The organism is Bradyrhizobium sp. 2S1 (assembly GCF_011516625.5).
In the GTDB taxonomy this organism is placed as follows: Bacteria; Pseudomonadota; Alphaproteobacteria; order Rhizobiales; family Xanthobacteraceae; genus Bradyrhizobium; species Bradyrhizobium septentrionale.
Map to the genome: position 1 here is coordinate 2,212,162 of NZ_CP147717.1, position 21,577 is coordinate 2,233,738.

21 protein-coding genes are annotated in these 21,577 nt (G+C 62.7%); 14 read left to right on the plus strand and 7 right to left on the minus strand.

The genetic code is table 11. The features are described 5' to 3' along the window. Positions 1-59: 59 nt before the first annotated feature. From HAP54_RS10510 to HAP54_RS10520, 3 genes are all read right to left on the minus strand, one after another. On the minus strand, positions 60-1,037 hold the full coding sequence (locus HAP54_RS10510; protein ID WP_224741949.1) for a tripartite tricarboxylate transporter substrate-binding protein: 978 nt from the start codon (positions 1,035-1,037) through the stop codon (positions 60-62). Between the two features lie 72 nt (positions 1,038-1,109). Continuing rightward, positions 1,110-2,039 carry a LysR substrate-binding domain-containing protein gene (locus HAP54_RS10515; protein ID WP_166299812.1) on the minus strand — a complete coding sequence of 310 codons (930 nt, stop codon included), beginning with the start codon at positions 2,037-2,039 and terminating at the stop codon, positions 1,110-1,112. 24 nt (positions 2,040-2,063) lie between these two features. Next, complete coding sequence (locus tag HAP54_RS10520; protein WP_166299814.1) at positions 2,064-3,380, minus strand: dicarboxylate/amino acid:cation symporter; 1,317 nt, start codon at positions 3,378-3,380, stop codon at positions 2,064-2,066. A 304-nt stretch (positions 3,381-3,684) separates the two neighbouring features. Between HAP54_RS10520 and HAP54_RS10525 the strand changes: the two genes are divergently transcribed. The 13 genes from HAP54_RS10525 (at position 3,685) to HAP54_RS10585 (ending at position 15,319) form a co-directional block, all read left to right on the plus strand. Then, on the plus strand, positions 3,685-4,827 hold the full coding sequence (locus HAP54_RS10525) for an FAD-dependent monooxygenase (protein WP_166299816.1): 1,143 nt from the start codon (positions 3,685-3,687) through the stop codon (positions 4,825-4,827). A 23-nt stretch (positions 4,828-4,850) separates the two neighbouring features. After that, complete coding sequence (locus tag HAP54_RS10530) at positions 4,851-5,249, plus strand: carboxymuconolactone decarboxylase family protein (protein WP_166299818.1); 399 nt, start codon at positions 4,851-4,853, stop codon at positions 5,247-5,249. Further along, positions 5,239-6,090 (plus strand): alpha/beta fold hydrolase, encoded by an 852-nt coding sequence (locus HAP54_RS10535; protein WP_166299820.1) that lies wholly within the window; start codon positions 5,239-5,241, stop codon positions 6,088-6,090. Before HAP54_RS10530 ends, HAP54_RS10535 begins: the two co-directional genes overlap by 11 nt. A 287-nt stretch (positions 6,091-6,377) precedes the next feature. Then, positions 6,378-7,442, plus strand: coding sequence for an IS630 family transposase (locus tag HAP54_RS10540; protein WP_166204319.1), 1,065 nt, complete (start codon positions 6,378-6,380; stop codon positions 7,440-7,442). Positions 7,443-7,497: 55 nt separating this feature from the next. Further along, positions 7,498-8,562 carry an IS630 family transposase gene (locus HAP54_RS10545; RefSeq protein ID WP_166298619.1) on the plus strand — a complete coding sequence of 355 codons (1,065 nt, stop codon included), beginning with the start codon at positions 7,498-7,500 and terminating at the stop codon, positions 8,560-8,562. A gap of 56 nt (positions 8,563-8,618) precedes the next feature. Next, positions 8,619-10,421, plus strand: a complete 1,803-nt coding sequence (locus HAP54_RS10550) for an adenylate/guanylate cyclase domain-containing protein (RefSeq protein ID WP_339156839.1) — start codon at positions 8,619-8,621, stop codon at positions 10,419-10,421. Positions 10,422-10,471: 50 nt separating this feature from the next. Then, entirely contained in the window at positions 10,472-11,020 is a 549-nt protein-coding gene (locus HAP54_RS10555; RefSeq protein WP_175619404.1) for a hypothetical protein, read from the plus strand. Between the two features lie 8 nt (positions 11,021-11,028). Next, complete coding sequence (gene tnpA, locus HAP54_RS10560) at positions 11,029-11,424, plus strand: IS66-like element accessory protein TnpA (protein ID WP_166299824.1); 396 nt, start codon at positions 11,029-11,031, stop codon at positions 11,422-11,424. After that, complete coding sequence (gene tnpB / locus HAP54_RS10565) at positions 11,421-11,768, plus strand: IS66 family insertion sequence element accessory protein TnpB (RefSeq protein ID WP_063676425.1); 348 nt, start codon at positions 11,421-11,423, stop codon at positions 11,766-11,768. Before tnpA ends, tnpB begins: the two co-directional genes overlap by 4 nt. A 46-nt stretch (positions 11,769-11,814) precedes the next feature. Beyond that, the gene (gene tnpC / locus HAP54_RS10570; protein ID WP_166205228.1) at positions 11,815-13,488 is read left to right on the plus strand and encodes an IS66 family transposase; all 1,674 of its coding nucleotides are present in this window, start codon (positions 11,815-11,817) and stop codon (positions 13,486-13,488) included. Between the two features lie 91 nt (positions 13,489-13,579). Next, positions 13,580-13,993, plus strand: coding sequence for a phosphatase PAP2 family protein (locus HAP54_RS10575; RefSeq protein ID WP_166299826.1), 414 nt, complete (start codon positions 13,580-13,582; stop codon positions 13,991-13,993). After that, the gene (locus HAP54_RS10580; protein ID WP_166299828.1) at positions 13,990-14,604 is read left to right on the plus strand and encodes a papain-like cysteine protease family protein; all 615 of its coding nucleotides are present in this window, start codon (positions 13,990-13,992) and stop codon (positions 14,602-14,604) included. Before HAP54_RS10575 ends, HAP54_RS10580 begins: the two co-directional genes overlap by 4 nt. Beyond that, positions 14,585-15,319 (plus strand): hypothetical protein, encoded by a 735-nt coding sequence (locus HAP54_RS10585; RefSeq protein ID WP_166299830.1) that lies wholly within the window; start codon positions 14,585-14,587, stop codon positions 15,317-15,319. The genes HAP54_RS10580 and HAP54_RS10585 overlap by 20 nt, the downstream gene beginning before the upstream one ends. Positions 15,320-15,477: 158 nt before the next feature. On the opposite strand, the gene HAP54_RS10590 is transcribed toward HAP54_RS10585, so the two are convergent. The 3 genes from HAP54_RS10590 to HAP54_RS10600 form a co-directional block, all read right to left on the minus strand. Then, positions 15,478-15,918: an SRPBCC family protein gene (locus tag HAP54_RS10590; RefSeq protein ID WP_029080510.1), complete on the minus strand. Its 441-nt coding sequence runs from the start codon at positions 15,916-15,918 to the stop codon at positions 15,478-15,480. Positions 15,919-15,955: 37 nt separating this feature from the next. Further along, a complete protein-coding gene (locus HAP54_RS10595) occupies positions 15,956-17,494 on the minus strand; it encodes a 4-hydroxyphenylacetate 3-hydroxylase family protein (protein ID WP_166299832.1) in 1,539 nt (512 codons plus the stop codon). Between the two features lie 64 nt (positions 17,495-17,558). Beyond that, a complete protein-coding gene (locus tag HAP54_RS10600) occupies positions 17,559-18,788 on the minus strand; it encodes an ABC transporter substrate-binding protein (RefSeq protein WP_166299834.1) in 1,230 nt (409 codons plus the stop codon). A 164-nt stretch (positions 18,789-18,952) separates the two neighbouring features. Between HAP54_RS10600 and HAP54_RS10605 the strand changes: the two genes are divergently transcribed. Then, on the plus strand, positions 18,953-20,011 hold the full coding sequence (locus HAP54_RS10605; protein WP_224741306.1) for a winged helix-turn-helix transcriptional regulator: 1,059 nt from the start codon (positions 18,953-18,955) through the stop codon (positions 20,009-20,011). A 15-nt stretch (positions 20,012-20,026) separates the two neighbouring features. Here the strand turns inward: HAP54_RS10605 and HAP54_RS10610 are convergent, their stop codons facing one another. Next, positions 20,027-21,568, minus strand: coding sequence for a class I adenylate-forming enzyme family protein (locus HAP54_RS10610; RefSeq protein ID WP_166299836.1), 1,542 nt, complete (start codon positions 21,566-21,568; stop codon positions 20,027-20,029). Between the last annotated feature and the right edge of the window lie 9 nt (positions 21,569-21,577).

Genomic DNA, 21,577 nt, shown 5'->3' on the forward strand with positions numbered 1-21,577 from the left:
GAAGGGCGTTGCTGGAAATATCAAGAAACGCACACGCGACCTTCACGAGGATCGCATGGCTATTCCGCCTTGATATTGGCGGACTTGACGATCGGCCACCATTTCTCGACCTCGGCAGACTGATGGCTGCGCAGCGCCGCGGGGGTCTGCCTGTCCGGCGGCGGGATCTCCTGCCCGAGTTCGGCGAAGCGTTGCCGGACGGCAGGTTCGGCCAGCGCTGACATCACCGCCTTCGACAGCGTCGACACGATCTCGGCGGGCGCGCCCTTCGGCGCCCAGATGCCGTGCCAATAGGCGATATAGAGACCCGGCAATCCGGCTTCATCGACCGTCGGAATCTCCGGCGCCGATGCGAGGCGCGACGACTGGGTCACCGCAAACGCCTTCACGGTCCCGCTCTTCACCTGCGGCAGCGAGTTGGAGGCCTGATCGAACATGATGTCGATATGTCCGGCCATCAAATCGTTCAGCGCCGGACCGGCGCCGCGATACGGCACGAAGGAGAAATTCGTCTCCGTGAGCTGCTGGAAGAACACGCCTGCAACATGCGCGCCCGATCCCGGACCTGCGGTGCCCGATGTCGCCTTGCCGCCATTGGCCTTGAGCCAGCCGATCAACTCCTTCAGATTTTGCGCCGGCAGATCGGGCCGGCCGATCACGAGCTGCGGCCCGCTTGCGATCAGCGCAATCGGCGCGAACTCGCGCACGTCATATTGCAGCTGATAGATCGCGCCGTTGAGGCAATGCGTGCCCCAATGCCCGATCGTGATCGTGGTGCCATCAGGCGCCGCGCGCGACGCGCGCAGCCCCGCGACCGTGCCGGAGGCGCCCGTGACATTCTCGATGATGACGGGATGGCCGAGCGTGTTGCGCATGTATTCGGCGAGGATCCGCGCCAGCACATCGGTCGGCCCGCCGGCGGCGAACGGCACGATCATCGTGACCGGACGCGCAAGCGCTTCCGCGCGTGCGCCAAACGAAGCAAGCGGCAGCGTCGCCGCGCCGAGTGCGAGCTGCAGGAATGGCCGGCGAGACATGTTGGGCATGTGCGTTCCCCCTCGTGCTGTCATAGAGCCGGCATCGCCGCGCGGTCCAGCCCGAAGACGTCCCTAGAAGCTCCAGCCCTTCGACGTGCCCCAGTCCATCATGAATTGCTCGGTCTCGCGACCGGCATCGGCGAGCCATGCGGTGAAGTCGGCGATCGCGCCGACGCTTTCATTGTCGGCGAGATAGAACGAGCGGTATTCGCGCTTGCGCAAGCCGAGGTCGCCGAACGGCAGGCAGAGCTGGCCGGCGATCAATTCGTCGATCACGAGGAACAGCGGAAACAGCCCGATGCCGATGCGCTCCAGCGTCGCCTGCAGCGCGAAGAACATCTGCTCGAACCGCAAGGTCTCCTGATCCGCGCTCATCTCGGCGCCGGCCTGGGCCAGCCAGCGCGGCCAGTCGTAGGGCTCGGTCAAATAGGTGATCAGGGTATGATGCCGCAGGTCGTCGGGAGTGGCGAGCCGCCCGCGCGTCAGCAGATCGACATGGCAGACCGGCGCGATCAGCTCGGTCATGAAGTGCTGCGACATCCAGCCGACCGGCTCGCCGACATTGCCGCGGATCGCGACGTCGAACGAGCGGTCGTTGACGTTGAGCGGCCCGATCGAGGTCAATAACCGTAGCTCGACATCGGCGCGCATGCGCTGGAACGAGGAGATGCGGCGGATCAGCCAGCGCATCGCAAACGTCGGCGGCGCGCTGACGCGCAGCACCGACGGCAAGCCGTACTGCTTCATGTCCATCGAGGCGAGCGCAAGCCGATCGAGGATCGCCGTGACCTCGCGATAGTAAATCTGCCCGGCTGCGGTCAGCGTCAGTTGCGAGGGCGCGCGGCGGAACAGCTTGACGCCGAACCACTCCTCGAGAAGCGCGACCTGGCGGCTGACGGCGCCGTGGGTGACGAGCAGCTCTTCGGCGGCCTTGGTGAAGCTGACATGCCGCGCCGCCGCCTCGAATGTTCGCACCGCATTGAGCGGTGGCAACTTTCTCATGATCGTGTCGCGTCTCCGGAAGGCTCAGGACGATAGCGCGGTGGCGTCCGGATTGTCGAGGGCGCGGACGAACTGAGCGCGGTCGAGGTCGCCTTCCCAGCGCGACACCACCACGGTCGCGACCGCCGTGCCGATGAAGTTGGTCAGCGCCCGCGCTTCGGACATGAAGCGGTCGATGCCGAGCAACAGCGCGATGCTCGCCACCGGAACATGGCCGATCGAGCCCAGCGTCGCCGCAAGCACGATGAAGCCGCTGCCCGGCACGGCGGCTGCGCCCTTCGACGTCAAAAGACAGACCACGACGAGACCGATCTGTTGGACCAGCGACATCGGCGTATCGGTGGCCTGGGCGAGAAACACGCTGGCCATGGTCAAATAGATGCAGGTGCCGTCGAGATTGAAGGTGTACCCGGTCGGGATCACGAGGCCGACGATGGATTCCGCGCAGCCGGCGGCTTTCATCTTGTCGATGAAACGCGGCATCACCGATTCCGAGCCTGATAGTCCGAGCACCAGCAGCAGCTCTTCCCGGAGATAGCGGATCAGCTTGAAGATGCTGAAGCCCGCAAGACGCGACACGATGCCGAGCCCGACGATCACGAACAGCAGGCAGGTGAGATAGAACACCAGCATGAAGTGCGACAATGCGACGATCGAGCCGACGCCGTATTTGCCGATGGTGAAGGCCATGGCGCCGAACGCGCCGATCGGCGCAATCCGCATGATCATGCCGATCAGGATGAAGAGGATCTTCGACAGCCGCTCGATCGCCTGCAGCACCGGCTTGCCGCCTTCGCCATAGCGTTGCAGGGCAATGCCGAACAGCACGGCGAAGAACAGCACCTGGAGCGTGTCGCCGCTGGTGAACGCGCCGCCGACGGTCGAGGGAATGATGTTCATCAGGAAGCCGACGACCGACTGGTCGTGCGACTGGGTGACGTAGGAGGCGACGAGGCGGGAATCCAGCGTATCAGGCGAGACGTGCATGCCGACGCCGGGGCGCGCCAGATTGATCACGATCAGACCGAGGATCAGCGCCGCCGTCGTCGCAACCTCGAAATAGATCAGGGCTTTCACGCCGATCCGTCCGGCCTTGCGCATATCGCCGAGGCTCGCAATGCCGTGCACGACGGTGAGGAAGACGATCGGCGCGATCGCCATCTTGATCATCTTGATCAGCGCGTCGCCGAGCGGCTTCAGCGCTGCGCCGACATCCGGCCAGAGATAGCCGACCAGCGCGCCCAGCGCGATGCCGATCAGCACCTGGACGTAAAGACGCGCATGCCAGGGCGTTGCGACGGCGTCGAGACGGGTGGCGCCGTCATTGGTGATGGTGGACATGGGCGTCGATCCTCGGGACATCTTGATGTTGGCCGCGCGAGTGACTTCATCGGCAAACGCACCGATGCGGCAGCGGCGGGACGTTGGCGGGCGATTGCGTAAAGCGCAAACGAGTTAAGCTCAGGCAGCGTGACCTCAGCTCACAGGCCGGAGTCGGCCTGATTCGAAGGGCGCGCGGCCGACGGCAGGCCGCGTGAGCCTACCTCACGCTCCGTCAGCATTACTCGTTTGCGGGCGCCTCCCCGTTTGACCGACAAGGATGGGGAAGCCGGCCGTCAACCGGCGCAAGGGACGAGGAGCAACAATGAGCAGACTTTCGGTGGCGGTGATCGGCGCCGGCATGGGCGGGCTTGCCTCCGCCGCGGCGCTGACCCGCGCAGGGATCGATGTGACGGTGTACGAACAGGCCCAACGCTTCACGCGGCTCGGCGCCGGCATCCAGATCGGCTGCAACGCCATGAAGGTGATGCGGGCGTGGGACCTGGAGCCGGTACTGCGCCGCGAGGCGTTCTATCCGCGCTCCTGGAACAACAAGGAATACGACACCGGCGCGGTGCGCTTCGACATGGTGTTCGGTCTCGTCGCCGAGGAGCGCTATGACGCACCCTATCTGCTCGGGCATCGCGGCGACCTGCATGCGGCGCTCGCCAGCGCCGTGCCTGACCACCTGATCCGTCTCGACCACAAGCTGACCGCGATCGAACAGCGCGCCGACCGCTCGGTGGCGCTGACCTTCGCCAACGGTCACACCACGACGGTCGACGCCGTGGTGGCCGCAGACGGCGTGCATTCCTTCGTCAAGGAGCGCCTGTTCGGCCGCGACGAGCCAAACTTCACCGGCCGCATCGCCTATCGCACCGTGTTCCCGGCGGCGCTGCTCAACGGCTATCCGATCGACGATTGCACCAAATGGTGGGGGCCGGATCGCCACATCGTCATCTATTACGTCAAGCCTGACCGTAGCGAGGTCTACTTCGTGACCAGCCAGCCGGAGCCCGGCTTCACCGTGGAATCATGGTCGGCCACCGGCGACGTCAGCGAATTGCGCAAGGCGTTCGACGGCTTCCATCCCCAGGTCCGCCATGTGCTCGAGGCCTGCCCGTCGGTACACAAATGGGCGCTGGTCGACCGCGACCCGCTGCCGCGCTGGAGCGACGGCAACATCACGCTGCTCGGCGACGCCTGCCATCCGATGACGCCCTACATGGCGCAGGGCGCGGCGATGGCGATCGAGGATGCGGCGGTGCTGTCGCGCTGCCTGAAGGGCGTCGATCGCGACGGCGTCGCCGAGGCCTTCCGCCGCTCCGAGGCGACGCGCAAGCCCAGGACCTCGCGCGTGCAGTCGAGCTCGCGGACCAACACCTGGCTCAAGAACCCGACCGATCCGGACTGGGTCTACGGCTACGACGCCTGGACCGCGCCACTCGCCGAGCCGGCGCTGGCCTGACCACAGCTCAACAGGAGAAGACGATGACCGACGCAAATCCCCGCGGCGAGAAATTCGAGCGCGGCCTCAAGACCCGCCGCACCGTGCTCGGCGACGCCTATGTCGAGCGATCGCTGAAGGCTGCCGACGATTTCAACTGGCCGATCCAGAAGCTCGCGACCGAATATTGCTGGGACGAGATCTGGAATCGCCCGGATCTCGACAAGCGCGGCCGCAGCCTGCTCAACCTCGGCATGATCGCGGCGCTCAATCGGCCGCACGAGCTCAAGGTACATATCCGCGGCGCGCTCAACAACGGGCTGAGCAAGACCGAGCTGCGCGAGGTGTTCCTGCAGATCGCGGTTTATTGCGGCATGCCCGCCGGGCTCGACAGCTTCCGCATTGCCAAGGATGTCTTCGCGGAGATGGGTCTTGTCGACTGAACCGGCCCCGATCGTAACAGCCGCATGGCAGGGCTTTGTCCGGCTCGATGTGCAGGGCAAAGCCGGACGGCTCAGCGTCCGTGCCGGCGGCCCCGAGCGCGGGGCGCCGGTGCTGCTCTGCCATTCGATCCTGACCAGCAGCGCGATCTGGCATCGGCAGGCGATCGCCCTTGCCGGGCGCGGCTATCGCGTGCTCGCACTGGACAGCCGCGGTCACGGACACTCGGAAGCGCCGCGCGGCCCCTACACCATGGATGATCTGGTGGCGGATGCGGTCGCGGTGCTCGATCACTTCGGCATCCGGCAAGCTCATGTGATCGGCGTCTCGCAGGGCGGCATGACGGCATTCGGTCTCGGCGTGCGTCATCCCGACCGCCTGCTCAGCCTGTGCGCAATCGCCGCACGCGCCGATGCGCCGCCGCCGTTTGCCGCGGCATCGGACGACCGGATCGCGCTGGTGCGCGAGCGCGGCATAGCGCCGCTGGCCGCGCCGACCGCCGAGCGCTGGTTCGGCTCCGCCTTTCTCACGGCGCATCCGACGATCACAGCTGCGCTGCTGAACTGCATCAACGAGACCGATCCCGAAGGCTTCATCGGCTGCGCCCGCGCGATTCAAGACCTCGCCTATCTCGACGGTGTGAAGACGATGCGGCTGCCGCTTACGATGATCGTGGGCGCGCGCGACCAGTTGCTGGTGCAGCCGATGACCGAGCTAGCGGCGATGCTGAGTTGCCGGCTGACGATCATCCCCGGCGCCGGGCATCTGCCCCAGGTGGATCACCCGGACGAGGTCGACGCTGTGATCGACGGGCACTTGCGCGAGCTGGCTCGATTTGCATAGCGCAAAGTAGGAATTCTCAACCCGGTGATAGCTCTTATCGAAATGCGACCGGGCTGGCTGCGCCGCCACCCTGTCGGGCTATCGCTTGGTCCTTTCCATCCGTGGAGGAGATATGTCGGCACCGACTGCTGGCCGTCATCTGCACCTGATTCCCGCATAGCAGGCCTCTGCCAGCCCCTTTGTGGCGGTTCTCGCCCACCGATGACTCCCAACCCGGTGGCGACAGCGTCGTTTCCTCATGCTAGTACCTACTGTTCTTAAAGCGTGAGTCGTGATTCAAGGTCGGGATGATACCCGAAGCAAGAGAAGTCCACCTTTCGAGGAAAGATCGCAAGGTGCTTGAGGCGTGTTGCCGCTCCCCGGTGACGTTGCAGCGCGATTTGAAGCGGGCGCGGATAGTTCTGTTGGCGGCGGATGGACGCAGCACTCGGTCGATCGCCAAGGAAGTTGGGGTCCAGCCGCGGATTGTCAGCCTTTGGCGGCATCGCTATGCCGACCAAGGCCTTGAAGGGCTGCAAGACAAGCCGCGACCGGGCAAGCAGCCAATCTATACGAAGGCCACCGACAAGCGGATTCTGAAGCTGCTGGACAAGCCGCCGCCGGACGGGTTCGCACGCTGGACCGGGCCCCTGCTGGCCGGGGCGCTGGGCGATGTTGACGTCCAATATGTCTGGCGGTTCCTGCGCAGCCACAAGATTGACCTCGCGGCTCGTAAGTCCTGGTGTGAGAGCAACGACCCGAACTTTACGGCCAAAGCCGCCGATGTTGTCGGCCTCTATGTCGCCCCGCCCGCGAAGGCCATTGTGCTGTGCGTGGACGAGAAGCCCTCGATCCAGGCTTTGGAGCGAGCGCAGGGTTATCTGAAGTTGCCCAATGGCCGCGCCTTGACCGGCCAGAGCCACGATTACAAGCGGCATGGCACCACAACATTGTTTGCGGCGCTCGAAGTCGCCACCGGAAAGATCATCGCGGCGCATTCAAAACGCCGACGCCGCGTCGAGTTTCTCGACTTCATGAACAGCGTCACCGCGGCTTTTCCGAACCGGAAGCTTCACGTCATCCTCGACAACCTCAACACCCACAAGAAGAACGAGCATTGGCTCAAGGCCCACCCCAACGTGCAATTTCATTTCACGCCGACAAGTGCGTCTTGGCTCAATCAGGTCGAGGTATGGTTTTCGATCTTGCAGGGGCAGTCGCTCAGCGGCACCTCCTTCACAAGCCTCACGCAGCTTCAGGAGCACATCGATGCCTACGTCAACGCATACAACGACAGAGCCGAGCCCTTCGTCTGGACCAAGAAAAAGGTCCGTCAACGCCGTTTCAAAGGCCGCCGTATCACTCAGCTCTGATTCTGGGTACTAGTACCTACTGTTCTTAAAGCGTGAGTCGTGATTCAAGGTCGGGATGATACCCGAAGCAAGAGAAGTCCACCTTTCGAGGAAAGATCGCAAGGTGCTTGAGGCGTGTTGCCGCTCCCCGGTGACGTTGCAGCGCGATTTGAAGCGGGCGCGGATAGTTCTGTTGGCGGCGGATGGACGCAGCACTCGGTCGATCGCCAAGGAAGTTGGGGTCCAGCCGCGGATTGTCAGCCTTTGGCGGCATCGCTATGCCGACCAAGGCCTTGAAGGGCTGCAAGACAAGCCGCGACCGGGCAAGCAGCCAATCTATACGAAGGCCACCGACAAGCGGATTCTGAAGCTGCTGGACAAGCCGCCGCCGGACGGGTTCGCACGCTGGACCGGGCCCCTGCTGGCCGGGGCGCTGGGCGATGTTGACGTCCAATATGTCTGGCGGTTCCTGCGCAGCCACAAGATTGACCTCGCGGCTCGTAAGTCCTGGTGTGAGAGCAGCGACCCGAACTTTACGGCCAAAGCCGCCGATGTTGTCGGCCTCTATGTCGCCCCGCCCGCGAAGGCCATTGTGCTGTGCGTGGACGAGAAGCCCTCGATCCAGGCTTTGGAGCGAGCGCAGGGTTATCTGAAGTTGCCCAATGGCCGCGCCTTGACCGGCCAGAGCCACGATTACAAGCGGCATGGCACCACAACATTGTTTGCGGCGCTCGAAGTCGCCACCGGAAAGATCATCGCGGCGCATTCAAAACGCCGACGCCGCGTCGAGTTTCTCGACTTCATGAACAGCGTCACCGCGGCTTTTCCGAACCGGAAGCTTCACGTCATCCTCGACAACCTCAACACCCACAAGAAGAACGAGCATTGGCTCAAGGCCCACCCCAACGTGCAATTTCATTTCACGCCGACAAGTGCGTCTTGGCTCAATCAGGTCGAGGTATGGTTTTCGATCTTGCAGGGGCAGTCGCTCAGCGGCACCTCCTTCACAAGCCTCACGCAGCTTCAGGAGCACATCGATGCCTACGTCAACGCATACAACGACAGAGCCGAGCCCTTCGTCTGGACCAAGAAAAAGGTCCGTCAACGCCGTTTCAAAGGCCGCCGTATCACTCAGCTCTGATTCTGGGTACTAGAGTACAGAGAAGGTCACAACGCGCCGGTGTATCGAGCATGGCAGTGCAGACTGACCCTGTCTTGTCCCCTCAAGTGACGCCTCCCTTTGAGCGGGCTTATCGCGCTGTCCTTGCGGCTGATGTGGTTGGTTATACCCGGCTGATGGAAGCGGCCGAGTTCGAAACCCATCAACACCTTCGGACTCTACGTGTCGAAATCACCGATCCGACCATCGTCTCCCATCGCGGTGAAATCGTAAAGAATACCGGTGACGGGTTTCTCGCGGTATTCGAGAGCCCGTTGGATGCGCTGGAGTGCGCGACCGAGTTGCAGCAGGAAATCCCGGTTCGGGAAAGCCAGCATTCTCCCGAGCGTCGCATCGCATTTCGAATTGGTCTTCATTGGGAGCCCGTCATATTCGATCTCGATGACGTCTACGGAAGCGCCGTCAATATCGCCGCGCGCCTTCAGACGGCTGCGCCGGCGGGCGGAATCGTGGTGTCGTCGGCCATGCTCGATAATCTTGATGGCGTCGGAGAACTGAAATTCGACAGTCTTGGCGACCTTCGGCTGAAGAATTTGACGCGGGCCGTCACCGCGTTCTCGTTACGATTGCCGGGGGTGGATCGCGGTGCGGCAGTCGGGTTCGCGGGCTCGCCTTCGAAACGCGCAAGACTGCCCTCGATCGCGGTCCTGCCATTCGTCAGTCTTTCAGACGACGCCGACGACAATTATTTCGCTGAGGGATTCGTCGACGATATCATCGCAACGCTCAGCAATATTCGTCATCTTCTGGTTGTTGCTCGCGGATCGACCATGATGATCGATCGCCGCGCCGTCGATCACGGAACGGTGGCCGGCGAACGGCTTGGCGTGCGATATTTTCTCAGTGGCAAGATCCGGCGCGCCGGCGGTCGAATTCGGCTCTCTGTCGAGCTCGGGGACTTATCGACGGCATCGGTCATATGGGCGGAAAAATACGAGACGGATATCGAGCAGATCTTCGGGGTGCAGGACGAAATCGCCCTCATGATCGTGGGTCGCATCTCGGCGCATGTGCAACAGGCCGAAGTCAAACGCGCGATGCGGAAGCGTCCTCACAATCTGAACTCGTACGATTATTTTCTGCGCGCCCTTGACCTCCTCTACAAGCTGGACTTCGCGAGCTTTTCGCGGGCTCGGACCCTGTTGGAGCGGGCGCGCGAGGAGGACGACGGCTATGCGGCACCATATGCATTTTCTGGGCGTTGGCATATGCTGAACATTGCCGAGGGCCGATCGACCGATCCCGACGCCGAAGTCGCCGAGATCATTCGGCTCTCGAACTGCGCCATCGAACGCGATCCATCCGACGCACTTGCTCTTTCACTGCAAGGGCACGCGCGGAGTGCATTCCATTTTGACTATGACACGGCTTTGGACTGCTTTGATCGTGCCCTTGCGGCGTCGCCAAACAATCCCTGGGCATGGATGTTCAGCAGCGCAACATACGGCTTCATCGGCCAGGCAGCGTCGGGAATTGAGCGCGCCGAACGGGCCATTCGGCTGTCCCCGCTGGATCAACAAGCCTTCGTCAATTATTCACGGCTCTGCCAAAATCATTATTTGAACGGCACCTATGAGGAAGCCATTCGCTGGTCGCGAAAGGCACTCAGCCTCAATCCACGGTATGGAAACGCGATCCGGATCGCCGCGGCAAGCCTGGTGGCCGTCGGCCGGGATGAGGACGCCTCGCTGATGGCGAAGCATCATCGGTTGGTCTTGCCGCAGTTCACTGTATCTCACTATGCGCCGCGTTGCCCTTTCAAGGCGGAGCAGGCCTCACTTTACGTGCAAAGACTGGAAGCCGCAGGACTTCCTGCGTGAATTGGAGTGACCCGATTTGACAAAATGATCATTGGAGCTGGGAGGTTGCAATGCAATTTCATTTGCGTGATGGCGGCGGGGACGGTGGCGGCGACGGCGGCGGGGATGGCGGTGGCGGCGGTGGTGGCGGTCAGAGCTATGGTGCAGGCGGAGCCTATGTTGGTTCGCCACCGCCGCAGGGCGCACCTTTCCTGATCTTCGATCCGCTGGGCGGTGAAATCCGTGAGTCGGAATTCAATTTCAATGCGGTTTTCCCTTGGTCGGGGTGGCAACCCGACCTCTTTGGCGTGATCGCCCTGGCGGAGTTCGGCGAGACCAATTGGCGCCGCTATATTCAGCACGACGGTCCGCCAACGGATCATGCAAGAATTGTTGTCGAAATTGATCAGCTGGCCGCCATGGCTCGCGACGAGCGCCCGCGCCTGATCGGGGAAATTCTCGATCAAAATGCGAGACTCCGCGGCTATTTTGCCGAGGTCTTGATGATGTCAGCGTGGTCACATCCCAACACGCTCAAGATCATTGAGATGGCGATCCGGGTCGCTCAAAGTATCCGTCCGAGGGCGGCCGTCTTGCGAGTTTTTCCGATCTGTAGCTGACTGTCCTTATGGACGGACATAAGGACAGTGCGGTGCTGAGCCGCATGGATTTGGTGGAGACCGGTCGGCGGCGACGCTGGACGCGTGCGGAGAAGCTCAGAATCGTAGAGGAGAGCTTCTCGGGGGCACGACTGGTGTCGGCGACGGCTCGCCGGTATGGGATATCACGTCAGCTTCTGCTGAGCTGGCGCAAGGCTTGGACCTGTCATGATCCGGCCGAAGAGGATTCGATCGGCCCGACATTCGTCCCTGCGATAGTTGCGGCAAGTACGCCGCCAACGACGGAAGCTGTCGAGACAGGTCAGATCGAAATCGTGAGCCCTCAGGGGCTGCGCGTGGTCTTCGGCCCCGGTGCGGATATCGAGGCGGTCGTTCGAATTGCTCGGGGCCTGGCGCGCCGATGATCCCGATCCCGACGGGCGTGCGGGTGTGGCTGGCGACGGGCCATACCGACATGCGGTGCGGCTTTCCGAGCCTGGCTCTGCGCGTGCAGGAAGTGCTCAAGCGCGACGCCATGGGCGGCGGTCTTTTCTGCTTCCGGGGCAAACGCGGTGATCTATTGAAGGTCATTTGGCACGATGGCCAGGGCGCCTGCTTGTTCACCAAAAGACTCGAGAGAGGCAGGTTCATCTGGCCATCGGTTGCTGGTGAATCGGTAACGATCTCTCCGGCGCAGTTGAGCTATCTGTTGTCCGGGATCGATTGGCGCAACCCTCAAGAAACCCAGCGTCCGACGCGGGTCGGATAGTCGTTTTACGGTTTGAATCTGCTGCTCGATCTGATTCAATGGCTCCATGATATCGAAGCCGGATGATCTTCCATCGGACCTTGTCAGTGCCCTGGCGGCGCTGCAGGCCGAGCGTGAGGCGCGACAGAAAGCCGAGGCGAAGGCCGCCAACTGGCAGGCGCAAGCCGCGAATGCGCAGGCGAAACTGTCGGATACCGAGGCGCTGATCGCTCATCTCGAGTTGCGCATCGAGAAGCTGAAGCGCGAACTGCACGGGCAGCGATCCGAGCGCTCGGCACGGCTGCTCGAGCAGTTGGAGTTGGAGCTCGAAGAACTCGTCACCACGGCGAGCGAGGATGAGCTTGCCGCACAGGCCGCAGCGGCGAAGACGCAGAACGTCCGCCCCTTCATGCGCAAGCGGCCGGTGCGCAAGCCATGGCCTGACGATATCGAACGCGAGCGCGTCGTCATTGAGACTCCAACGACCTGCGCCTGCTGCGGTGGATCGCGGCTGGCGAAGATCGGTGAGGATGTGACCAAGACGCTGGAGGAGATCCCGCGCCGCTTCAAGCTGATCGAGACGGTACGCGAGAAGTTCACCTGCCGCGATTGCGAGAAGATCAGCCAGCCGCCCGCGCCGTTCCATGCCACGCCGCGCGGCTTCATCGGCCCACAATTGCTGGCGACGATCCTGTTCGACAAGTTCGGCATGCATATCCCGCTCAACCGCCAGAGTGCGCGCTTTAAGGCCGAGGGGATCGACCTGCCGTTGTCGACGCTGGCCGACCAGGTCGGCCACGGGACCTTCGCCGTCATGCCGCTCTTCCACTTGATCGAACGCCACGTGCTCGCTGCCGAGCGCCTTCATGGCGACGACACCACCATCCGTATTCTGGCGAAGGGCAAGTGCACGACCGGGCGGATCTGGACTTATGTGCGGGATGACCGGCCGTTCGCCGGGCCTGCGCCGCCGGCAGCGGTCTATTACGCCTCGAGCGACCGACGAGGCGAGCATCCACAGAGACATCTGGCCGCCTTCGCCGGCATCTTGCAGGCGGATTGCTACAGCGGCTTCGAGCCGCTGTTCGACCCGCAGAAGAAGGCGCTGCCGATTACGCCGGCGTTTTGCGTGGCCCATGCGCGGCGGGGCTTCTTCGAGCTGGCTGATATCGAGAAAAATGCTCGGGAAGGCAAGAAAGGCAAACCGGTCTCCCCGATCGCGCTGGAGGCTGTCAGACGCCTCGATACGTTGTTCGAGATCGAGCGCGCCATCAACGGCCGCGGTGCCGGCGAGCGGCGTGCCGCTCGCCAGGAACAGAGTAAGTCACTTCTCGAGGACATGCATGCCTGGCTGCTCCGCGAGCGCGAAACCCTCTCGCGTTCCTCCGAGGTCCTGAAGCCGATTAACTACATGCTCAGGCGCTGGGACGGCTTCGCCCGCTTCCTCGACGACGGCAGGATCTGCTTGACCAACAATTGCGCTGAGCGCGCATTGAGAGGCATCGCCTTGGGAAGGCGCAACTGGACCTTCGCCGGCAGCCAGCGCGGCGCCGACCGTGCCGCCATCATGCTGACGATGATCACGACCTGTCGCCTCAACGACGTCGATCCCAAGGCCTGGCTCGCCGACGTCCTGGCCCGTATCGCCGATCATCCCGCATCGCGTCTGCACGAGCTCTTGCCCTGGGAATGGAAGCTCCTGCGCCAGGCCGACAAGCCAGCCAATCAGCAGGCCGCCTGACCTTCACCCTTCACCCAATGCCATCATAGACCTCGCCGTGCCCGCGCGCATGCGTCAATCAGGCGGCCTCCGTCGTATGCGTACCGCTCAAATGGTCGCGATTCACTTCAAACTCAAATTCAATCGGGCTCGACCGCAACAGATCTGTCCTGCTCTCGTTCCGTTGATCAATTCGCCGGGGCACGCCTCATTTCCGAGCGCGCATTCGCTCGAAAGCCACCTGATCGCGCTGTCGCTTGCGGAGATCGATCCTCAGCATCCCAAAAGGGCACTCGTTGCATTGGCCGATCGCATTGGCCGCAATCGCGAGGTGGCGGGCGTCCATTATCCGAGCGACACGGCTGCGGGGAGGGACATTGCACGCCAGGCGTTCGATATCCTTAAAACTTGTCCGACATTCAAGACGACATTGATCGAGGCCAAACGCGAGCCTGGCGGGGCCGGGACACTAACCCTGCCATCCGGATATTCGACCTCCACTGCGAAACCGGAGGAGCGATCATGACGTCAACAGCAGACGAAACCGTTTCTCTCGTGAACGCAACCTGCGTACCGATTGAATTGCCTCCGCTCACGCAATCAAGATGGCGGCTGCTCAACTTCAAGAACCAGCAGCAGGAGAAGTCAAACTGGTGCTGGGCCGCGGTCGCGGCGTGCGTTGCCCATTTTTATCGGCCCTCCAGCACAGTAACCCAATGCGACATCGCGAACGGACAACTGGGCCAGGATGATTGCTGCGTGGGCGGCAACGAGACATGTAATGTCTACGGCTACCTGATGTCGTCGCTGTTCCGCGTTGGCCATTTCAGCAAATGGACGGCGCGCCGACCCGCGTCCTTTCAGGAGACCCAGGAAGAGATCGGCGGCACCCGCCCGCTATGCATGCGCATCGTGTGGAATGGCGGCGGGGCCCACCTTGTCACGATCAAAGGCTACGCCGGTGAATCCGCGCCCGGTGCGCAGCAGCAAGATGACCGCGGCCTGGCAATCGCGGACCCCTGGTGGGGCCTCTCGGACATCGACGCCGAGGAATTCCCGCGCGGCTATATCAACTGCGGCACCTGGACGGACACATACTACACCAAGGGGGCAGCGCATGCCGATCTCAGCAGCTGATCTTTCAGATGGCGCCCGCAACGCCGTCCTTGCCGGCATGGTCAAGCGAGCATCCACGCGGGGCTTTGCGACGCCCAAGCTAAGCTTCGCACACAGCGACCATCGCGACGACCTCCGACTTTGCGCACCGCATCGCATTGCACTGCTGCGATTGAACACGTTGCGTCGTCTGATCCGGCCCAACAACGGCGCCAAGGCTCCCGCGTCAATTGAGTTGCCCGCGCTCGATTCCGTAGTGACTATCCTCGGTTGGCGGTTTCTCATCTATGACAGGAACGACGCTCTCGAGCCGATCGCTGCGGCTCATGCTGTGTTGACAGACCACGGAGATTACCGCCTGGCCGAACTGAACGAGGGGCCATACGTCACCAGTTCTCTCAATGCGCTTCAAGCGCCCTCGGTGCGCGAAGCGATCTCGTCCAGCATCGACGATGGCAACTCTTGCGAGCCGATGCTGCTGCTTGCGCCGGCAATTTACTTTGCCGGATTGTGGATCCGATATCAGGACAGCCAAAAAGACTTCATCCTGCCGATGGATTCGAACCTTCTGCCCGCCTTTCGTGACGTGAACCCGCACAGCTGCTCGCTGTCCTGTTTCAAGCATCGCTTGCGGTTCCAACCGACAGCGCTACGGCAGGGTGACACAAATCGGTGCTCCAAAATGCTGGGGCACCGTTCAAAGAAGCAACGGGAGCCCTCAGGCCGATCCTGTTAGCTCCCGCGAGCTTCCATGGTGGCATCAGGGCGCCAAGCCGCACGATGGATTCTACCACCAGAGCGTTTCGAGCGAAGTGGACACCGGTTCCCGTGAAGAAAACGCGTCAAAACAAGAGTCTAAAGCTTCGGTTCTGATTCAATCGGAACCGAAATGCTCTAGAGAGCCCGCGCGAAATTGGCGAAGAACTCGTCCGCCATCTTCTTGGCCGTGCCGTTGATGAGCCGCTGCCCCAGCTGCGCTAGCTTGCCGCCGATCTGGGCATCGACGTGATAGCTCAAAAGCGTGCCTCCCTCGCGTTCGACGAGATCGACCTTGGCGCCGCCCTTCGCGAAGCCCGCCACACCGCCCTCGCCTTCCCCTGAAATCTTGTAGCCGTTGGGAGGATCGAGATCGCTCAAGGTGACTTTCCCGCGAAATCGAGCCGACACGGGACCAACCTTCATCCGGGCGACGGCGCGAAAGCCCCCCTCGTCGGTTTTCTCCAATTCCTCGCACCCCGGGATGCAGGCCTTCAGGATGTCGGGGTCATTCAGCTTTTCCCAAACCGCCTCCCGAGGCGCCGAAAGTTGAATCTCTCCAGTCATCGTCATCGCCATGGAACGTCTCCGGGCTTTCGGGAATGCATAGCGAGCATCAATTGCGAACCGGCGCGAACACCCGCGCCATGTAGGTGGACAGGTCGTTCGATATCTGCGCGCGCGAGGCGTCGGCGACGCCGGCCAGGGTCTTCGCCAACGTCTTCTTGAACTCGATCTGCATCGAACGGGCGATCTGGATCCGCTGCGCCTGAGGTGATCCCGCGCCGTGCATGGACTCGGTGAGATATCCCACGGCGTTCCTGCCGAGCGTCATATTTTCCACCAGGCGCAGGACCCGGATCCTGTCCTCGGTCGAAACCTCCGGACGTCCCTTGAGATATTTTTCGATCAGGGGGCCGACCGTTTCGTGCCGTAGCTCGCGCTCCGAGGGAAGGGTGACCATCAATCCGCCGGCAAGATCCTGCGCCAGGCGGCCGATCTCGTAGGGAAAGCGCGTGACGTGGTGTTTGCACACATTCGCCAGCATCTCGTCCGGAAGATACGCTCCGGACTTCATCGCGATCCCCTGATGGCTCGCAGCGACACCGGTCCCATAGATCGTCTCGTTGAGATGGGTCATCTCGACGAGCTTGTCGCGCACATGCGAGACGTGCTCGACACCGTCGTAATCCGCGACCGCGGCGGCCGCGCCGATCAGCACGTCGCCCACGCCCGTTTTGCACACATAGCTGCGGCGATGATAGCAGGTGAAGCGTTCGACCAGCGTGGAGGCAAACTCGAACTCCCCGTCGAGGAAGACGAGTTCATTCGGAATGAACACCTCCTCGAAGACGATCATCGCTTCCTGGCCCGAGAACCGCGCGTTGCCGGCGTCGATGTTGCCCTCCTCGGCGCTGCGCGTATCACAGGATTGCCGGCCATAGATGTAGGTGATGCCGTCGGCGTCCACCGGGATGGCGCCGGCGATCGCGTAGTCGTTGTCGGCAGCCTCCAGTCGCATCGTCGGCATCACGATCAGCCAATGCGAATTCAGGCAGCCCGTCTGATGCGCCTTCGCGCCGCTGACATAGACGCCAACGACGTGAAGGAAAAGATCCGGATCGGCCTGCTGCGACGGCGATCGCCCGCGATCGCCCTTCACATCGGTCATTGCGCCGCCGATGACCAGGTTCGCGCGCTGCACGCGCGCGAGGAACTGCTTGAACCGCGCGTGATAGCCGGTGCCGTGCTCCTCGTCCAAATCGTATGTCACCGAATGCAGCGAATTGAGCGCATCCATGCCGACGCAACGCTGGAAGCACGTGCCCGTCAGTTGCCCGAGACGGCGTTGCATCTTGTTCTGCATGACGAGGTCGCCGGGACTTGCAGAGATGTGGAGGAATCGGTTCACGCGGTCCCCGGTCAGAGGCGAGACCGCGGACGCCAGTTCGGGATCCTCGTTGGCGAGGTCGTAGGTCCTCGCGACCGCGTTGATCGACGGCCTGATGATCGGATGGTCGACCGGCTCCTCGACCGCCTCACCCATCAGATAGACCTTCAGCTTCCGCCCTCTCAGGCTCTCGATATATTCGGAGCCGGACCGGATCGGATTGCGGAACTGGGCCGAGCCGCCGGCGACGACGTCCTGATCCATCACGATGCCTCCATCGGTGCGGGCCGCAATGCAACGGCATCGCGGCCCGTATTATCGATCTGTGTCAACCCTTCTTCACCAGCGGGCATGCGCTGTCCTTGAGCGGGCGAAACGCCTGATCGCCGGGAATAACTTCGCGAAGCTTGTAGAAATCCCAATCGCCCTTCGACTCCGACGGCTTCTTGACCTCGTAGACGTACATGTCGTGGACCATGCGGCCGTCTTCCCGGATCCTGCCGTTCTTGGCGAAGAAATCGTTGACCGGCAGCTCGCGCATCTTGCTCATGACGGCCTGCGCTTCGTCGGTGCCCGCGGCCTGGACGGCCCGCAGATAGTGCATGGTCGACGAATAGTCGCCGGCGTCGCCCATATGCGGCGGCCGCTTCATGCGCTCGAAGAACCGCTTCGACCACGCCCGCGTCTCGTCGTCGCGGTCCCAGTAGAAGGCGTTTGTCAGCACCAGCCCCTGCGCCACGCTGAGGCCCAGACTTTTGACGTCAGTGATCCAGACGAGAAGCCCCGCGAGCGTCTGTCCGCCGTGCTGGATCCCGAACTCCTGGGCCGACTTGATCGAGTTCACCAGCACGTTGCCGGAGCCGGCCAGCGCGACGACCTGCGCTTTCGACGACTGCGCCTGGAGCAGGAAAGAGGACTGGTCGAACGTCTCGGGCGGATAGCGGGTCGCCCCGACGACTTCGCCGCCCATCGCCTTCACGACCGCCGAGGTATCGGCTTCGAGCGCGTGCCCGAATGCGTAGTCGGCGGTCAGGAAGTACCACGACTTCTTGCCCTCTTTGGCGAGCGCGGTGCCGGTGCCGCGCGCGAGAGCGTAGGTATCGTACGCATAGTGGACGCTATTCGGCGTGCACGCATCCCCGGTCAGCCGGGATGATCCGGACCCGTTGATGATGGCGATCCGGTTCTTCTCCTTTGCCAGCCCGGAGACCGTGAGCGCGATCGAGGAATTGATGAGGTTGCCGATCATGTCGACGTGATCGACGTCGAACCATTTGCGCGCCAGCGCGAATGCGGTGTCGGGCTTGTTCTGGTGGTCGGCGACGACGACCTCGATCGGCTTGCCGAGAACCTTGCCGCCGAAATCCTCGACGGCCATCTTGATCGCCGTAACGGCTCCTTCGCCGGATTCGTGCGAGAACTGACCGGACATATCCGTCAGCACGCCGATTTTCACGACGCCGTCCGAAATCGCCGCGGTCTGGGCGGCGGCGCCGCCATTGATGACCACCAGCGTCGCAACGGATGCGACCAGGACGCTCGCTACTTTCAGGTTCATGACGTTCCTCCCCGGGGTCACATGCCGCCGATTTCTATATTTCTTTAACTAGCATAACTCGACTTTTATTACATGCATAACTAGACTGATTTTTCGGGCGAGTCAATCGCGCCGATGTGCTAGAGGTGCGCTACTTTCGGGGCCGCCGCACTCGCGGTGGCTGCATGGATGGACTTTCCGGAATGCCCGCCGCCGCCAAGATTCAGAGCACCAAAGCCTCGGCCAAACCGAGGTCACCGGCGACTGCGGACCGGACGGCCGCCGGTCGAACCGAACGCAATTGTTCGGTCGCGCGCACGCTGGACATCGTCTCCGATGCCTGGGCATTCCTGATCATCCGCGAAGCGTTCTTCGGAACGCAGACGTTTGAAGCGTTCCGTTCGGCGCTCGGCATCCCGCGGGCCACGCTCACCGACCGGCTGAGGAAGCTCACCCAGCTCGCCATCTTCCGCCAGGTCGCGCCCGGCTCCTCGCAACGCAAGGAATACCGGCTGACCAAGATGGGGTTCGATCTCTATCCGAGCTTCATCGCCCTCATGCAGTTCGGCGATCGTTGGCTATCCAAGGGCAAGCCCCCTCCGCTGACGCTGATCCACACCAATTGCGGTTGCGACAGCCACCCCATCGTCACGTGCTCCCATTGCGGCGAAAGCGTCGGCGCGCGCGATGCGACGTACCGGGACGGCCCCGGCGCCGGACGACGTCCTGCCAAGCCGGGCCGCAACACCAGACGGGCTTCCGACGGGAGCCGGTTCATGCTCGGGCGCCCAAGTTCGGTTTCGCGCGCCCTGGAGATCATCGGCGACAAGTGGAGCTTCATGGTCGTTCGCGAGGGATTCTTCGGCAACCGCCGCTACGACAAGATCCTGACCGAGCTCGCGATCGCGCCGAACATCCTGACCGATCGGCTCAACCGCCTGGTTGCCAACGGCGTCTTCTACCGCCGGCAGTACCAGAGCTCCCCCGACCGCTACGAATATCTTCTGACCGAGATGGGACTGGATCTCTATGGCCCCTTCATCGCGATGCTGCGATGGGGCGACCGCTGGCTCTCCAAAGGCAAGCCCCCACTGCTGCTCACCCATCTCAAATGCGGACACGACTTCAACGCTTCGGTGGATTGCGACCGCTGCAAACAGCCGATCGTCGCCGCGGATATGCGCTACCGGCTGACCTACGATCCCAAATCGTTCGGCGCCCTGGGGCCGCGATCAGTCGACTGAACGGCGTCCTTGCGCTCACGCCTGGCTCAACGCTTCGACCAGCTTGAAGCGCATGATCTTCCCGGAGCCGGTCCTTGGAATTTCGCCAACGAGATGGGTCGCCTCGGGAATCTTGTAGGCCGACAGATGCGCCCTGCAATGATCCAGCAGCGCAGCCACATCGAGTTCGTTGTCCTTCGCAACGACGAAGAGGCAGGGCACCTCGCCCAGCGTCGCATGCTTCACGCCGACCACGGCGCAGTCCTTGACATGGGGATGCCGGACGACGACCTCCTCGATCTCGGCGGGCGCGATGTTCTGACCGCCGCGGATGATCAGCTCCTTGATCCGGCCTGTGATCGTCAGATAGCCCGCCGGGTCCGACTTCGCGAGATCACCGGTGTGATACCAGCCCTTGCGCAGCGCCGACGCGGTCTCCGCCGGCTTGTTGAGATAGCCCTGCATCAGGTTCGGTCCGCGGACGATCAACTCGCCCTCCTCGCCGAACGGAACGTCCTCGGCGGACGACGGATCGACGATCCGTACGGCAAGCCCGGGCACCGGCAACCCGCACGATCCCATCGGTCGTGCGCCGTGCAGCCAGTTCATCGTCACCATGGTGGCGGTCTCGGTGATGCCGTATCCGTCGAGCAGCCCCGTCTTGAAGCGATCCTCGAATCCGCGGTTGAGGGTTGCCGGCATGATGGCGCCGGCCGAGATGCAGAGCCGGACCGCGCCGAGGCGCTCGACACCGCTCTCCTGGGCACGCAACAAGAGATAGTGGAACATGGTCGGCACGCCTGGCAGCACCGAATACTTTCCCGTCTGCAGCAGGTCGAGCGCCTGCTGGGGCGAAAACTTCTCCATGATGTGCTCGCTCGCGCCCACGGCGAGCACGCCGAGCACGGACAGATTGAGGCCGTAGGAGTGGAACAGCGGCAACGGCGACAGCACGACGTCCTTCTCGTTCAACTCCGCGATCGGCGCCCAGCAGGACGCAGCGATCCAAAGCATGCTGCGTAGCGACAGCAGCACGCCCTTTGCCCGTCCGGTCGTCCCCGACGTGTAGATGATGAACGACGAACGATCGATATCATTGGGATCGGAGGGCGCTGCGGCATCGTCAGCCGCAAGGCGAGCCAACGAAACGCTCTCCGTTTCGGCATCCGCTCCCGCAAAGATCACACCCGGCGCGATGGAGGAATCGCGGCAGACCTTGTGAATCGTATCCTTTCTGGCAGGCGTCGTGACGATGAATCCGCATCCGGCGTCGATCAGCCGATAGCTGATCTCCCCCTCCGCCGCATCGTAACTGATGGGGACAACGACGGCGCCGGCGCGCAAGGCGGCGAAGCATGCTTCGATCCAATCGACGCCGTTCGGCAGGTAGATCGCGATCCTGTCGCCGTCGCGCAGACCGGCCTTCGTCAGGTTGGCCGCGATCGACGCGGTCCGCCTGGTGAGAGCCGCGTAGGTGACGGATCGCGACGAATCCCAATACGCTATTTGGCCCGGGCGTTGCTGCGCGTGACGCTCGAGAAGCGTCGCAATCGGCGCGATCAGATCGACGTGAAGCATGCCTCCCTC

Excerpts from the sequence above, each read along its gene's own strand:
- HAP54_RS10510 (WP_224741949.1), bottom strand. The coding sequence starts at position 1,037 with ATGTCTCGCCGGCCATTCCTGCAGCTCGCACTCGGCGCGGCGACGCTG.
- HAP54_RS10515 (WP_166299812.1), bottom strand. The coding sequence starts at position 2,039 with ATGAGAAAGTTGCCACCGCTCAATGCGGTGCGAACATTCGAGGCGGCG.
- HAP54_RS10520 (WP_166299814.1), bottom strand. The coding sequence starts at position 3,380 with ATGTCCACCATCACCAATGACGGCGCCACCCGTCTCGACGCCGTCGCA.
- HAP54_RS10525 (WP_166299816.1), top strand. The coding sequence starts at position 3,685 with ATGAGCAGACTTTCGGTGGCGGTGATCGGCGCCGGCATGGGCGGGCTT.
- HAP54_RS10530 (WP_166299818.1), top strand. The coding sequence starts at position 4,851 with ATGACCGACGCAAATCCCCGCGGCGAGAAATTCGAGCGCGGCCTCAAG.
- HAP54_RS10540 (WP_166204319.1), top strand. The coding sequence starts at position 6,378 with ATGATACCCGAAGCAAGAGAAGTCCACCTTTCGAGGAAAGATCGCAAG.
- HAP54_RS10545 (WP_166298619.1), top strand. The coding sequence starts at position 7,498 with ATGATACCCGAAGCAAGAGAAGTCCACCTTTCGAGGAAAGATCGCAAG.
- HAP54_RS10555 (WP_175619404.1), top strand. The coding sequence starts at position 10,472 with ATGCAATTTCATTTGCGTGATGGCGGCGGGGACGGTGGCGGCGACGGC.
- tnpA (WP_166299824.1), top strand. The coding sequence starts at position 11,029 with ATGGACGGACATAAGGACAGTGCGGTGCTGAGCCGCATGGATTTGGTG.
- tnpB (WP_063676425.1), top strand. The coding sequence starts at position 11,421 with ATGATCCCGATCCCGACGGGCGTGCGGGTGTGGCTGGCGACGGGCCAT.
- tnpC (WP_166205228.1), top strand. The coding sequence starts at position 11,815 with ATGATATCGAAGCCGGATGATCTTCCATCGGACCTTGTCAGTGCCCTG.
- HAP54_RS10575 (WP_166299826.1), top strand. The coding sequence starts at position 13,580 with ATGGTCGCGATTCACTTCAAACTCAAATTCAATCGGGCTCGACCGCAA.
- HAP54_RS10580 (WP_166299828.1), top strand. The coding sequence starts at position 13,990 with ATGACGTCAACAGCAGACGAAACCGTTTCTCTCGTGAACGCAACCTGC.
- HAP54_RS10585 (WP_166299830.1), top strand. The coding sequence starts at position 14,585 with ATGCCGATCTCAGCAGCTGATCTTTCAGATGGCGCCCGCAACGCCGTC.
- HAP54_RS10590 (WP_029080510.1), bottom strand. The coding sequence starts at position 15,918 with ATGGCGATGACGATGACTGGAGAGATTCAACTTTCGGCGCCTCGGGAG.
- HAP54_RS10595 (WP_166299832.1), bottom strand. The coding sequence starts at position 17,494 with ATGGATCAGGACGTCGTCGCCGGCGGCTCGGCCCAGTTCCGCAATCCG.
- HAP54_RS10600 (WP_166299834.1), bottom strand. The coding sequence starts at position 18,788 with ATGAACCTGAAAGTAGCGAGCGTCCTGGTCGCATCCGTTGCGACGCTG.
- HAP54_RS10605 (WP_224741306.1), top strand. The coding sequence starts at position 18,953 with ATGGATGGACTTTCCGGAATGCCCGCCGCCGCCAAGATTCAGAGCACC.
- HAP54_RS10610 (WP_166299836.1), bottom strand. The coding sequence starts at position 21,568 with ATGCTTCACGTCGATCTGATCGCGCCGATTGCGACGCTTCTCGAGCGT.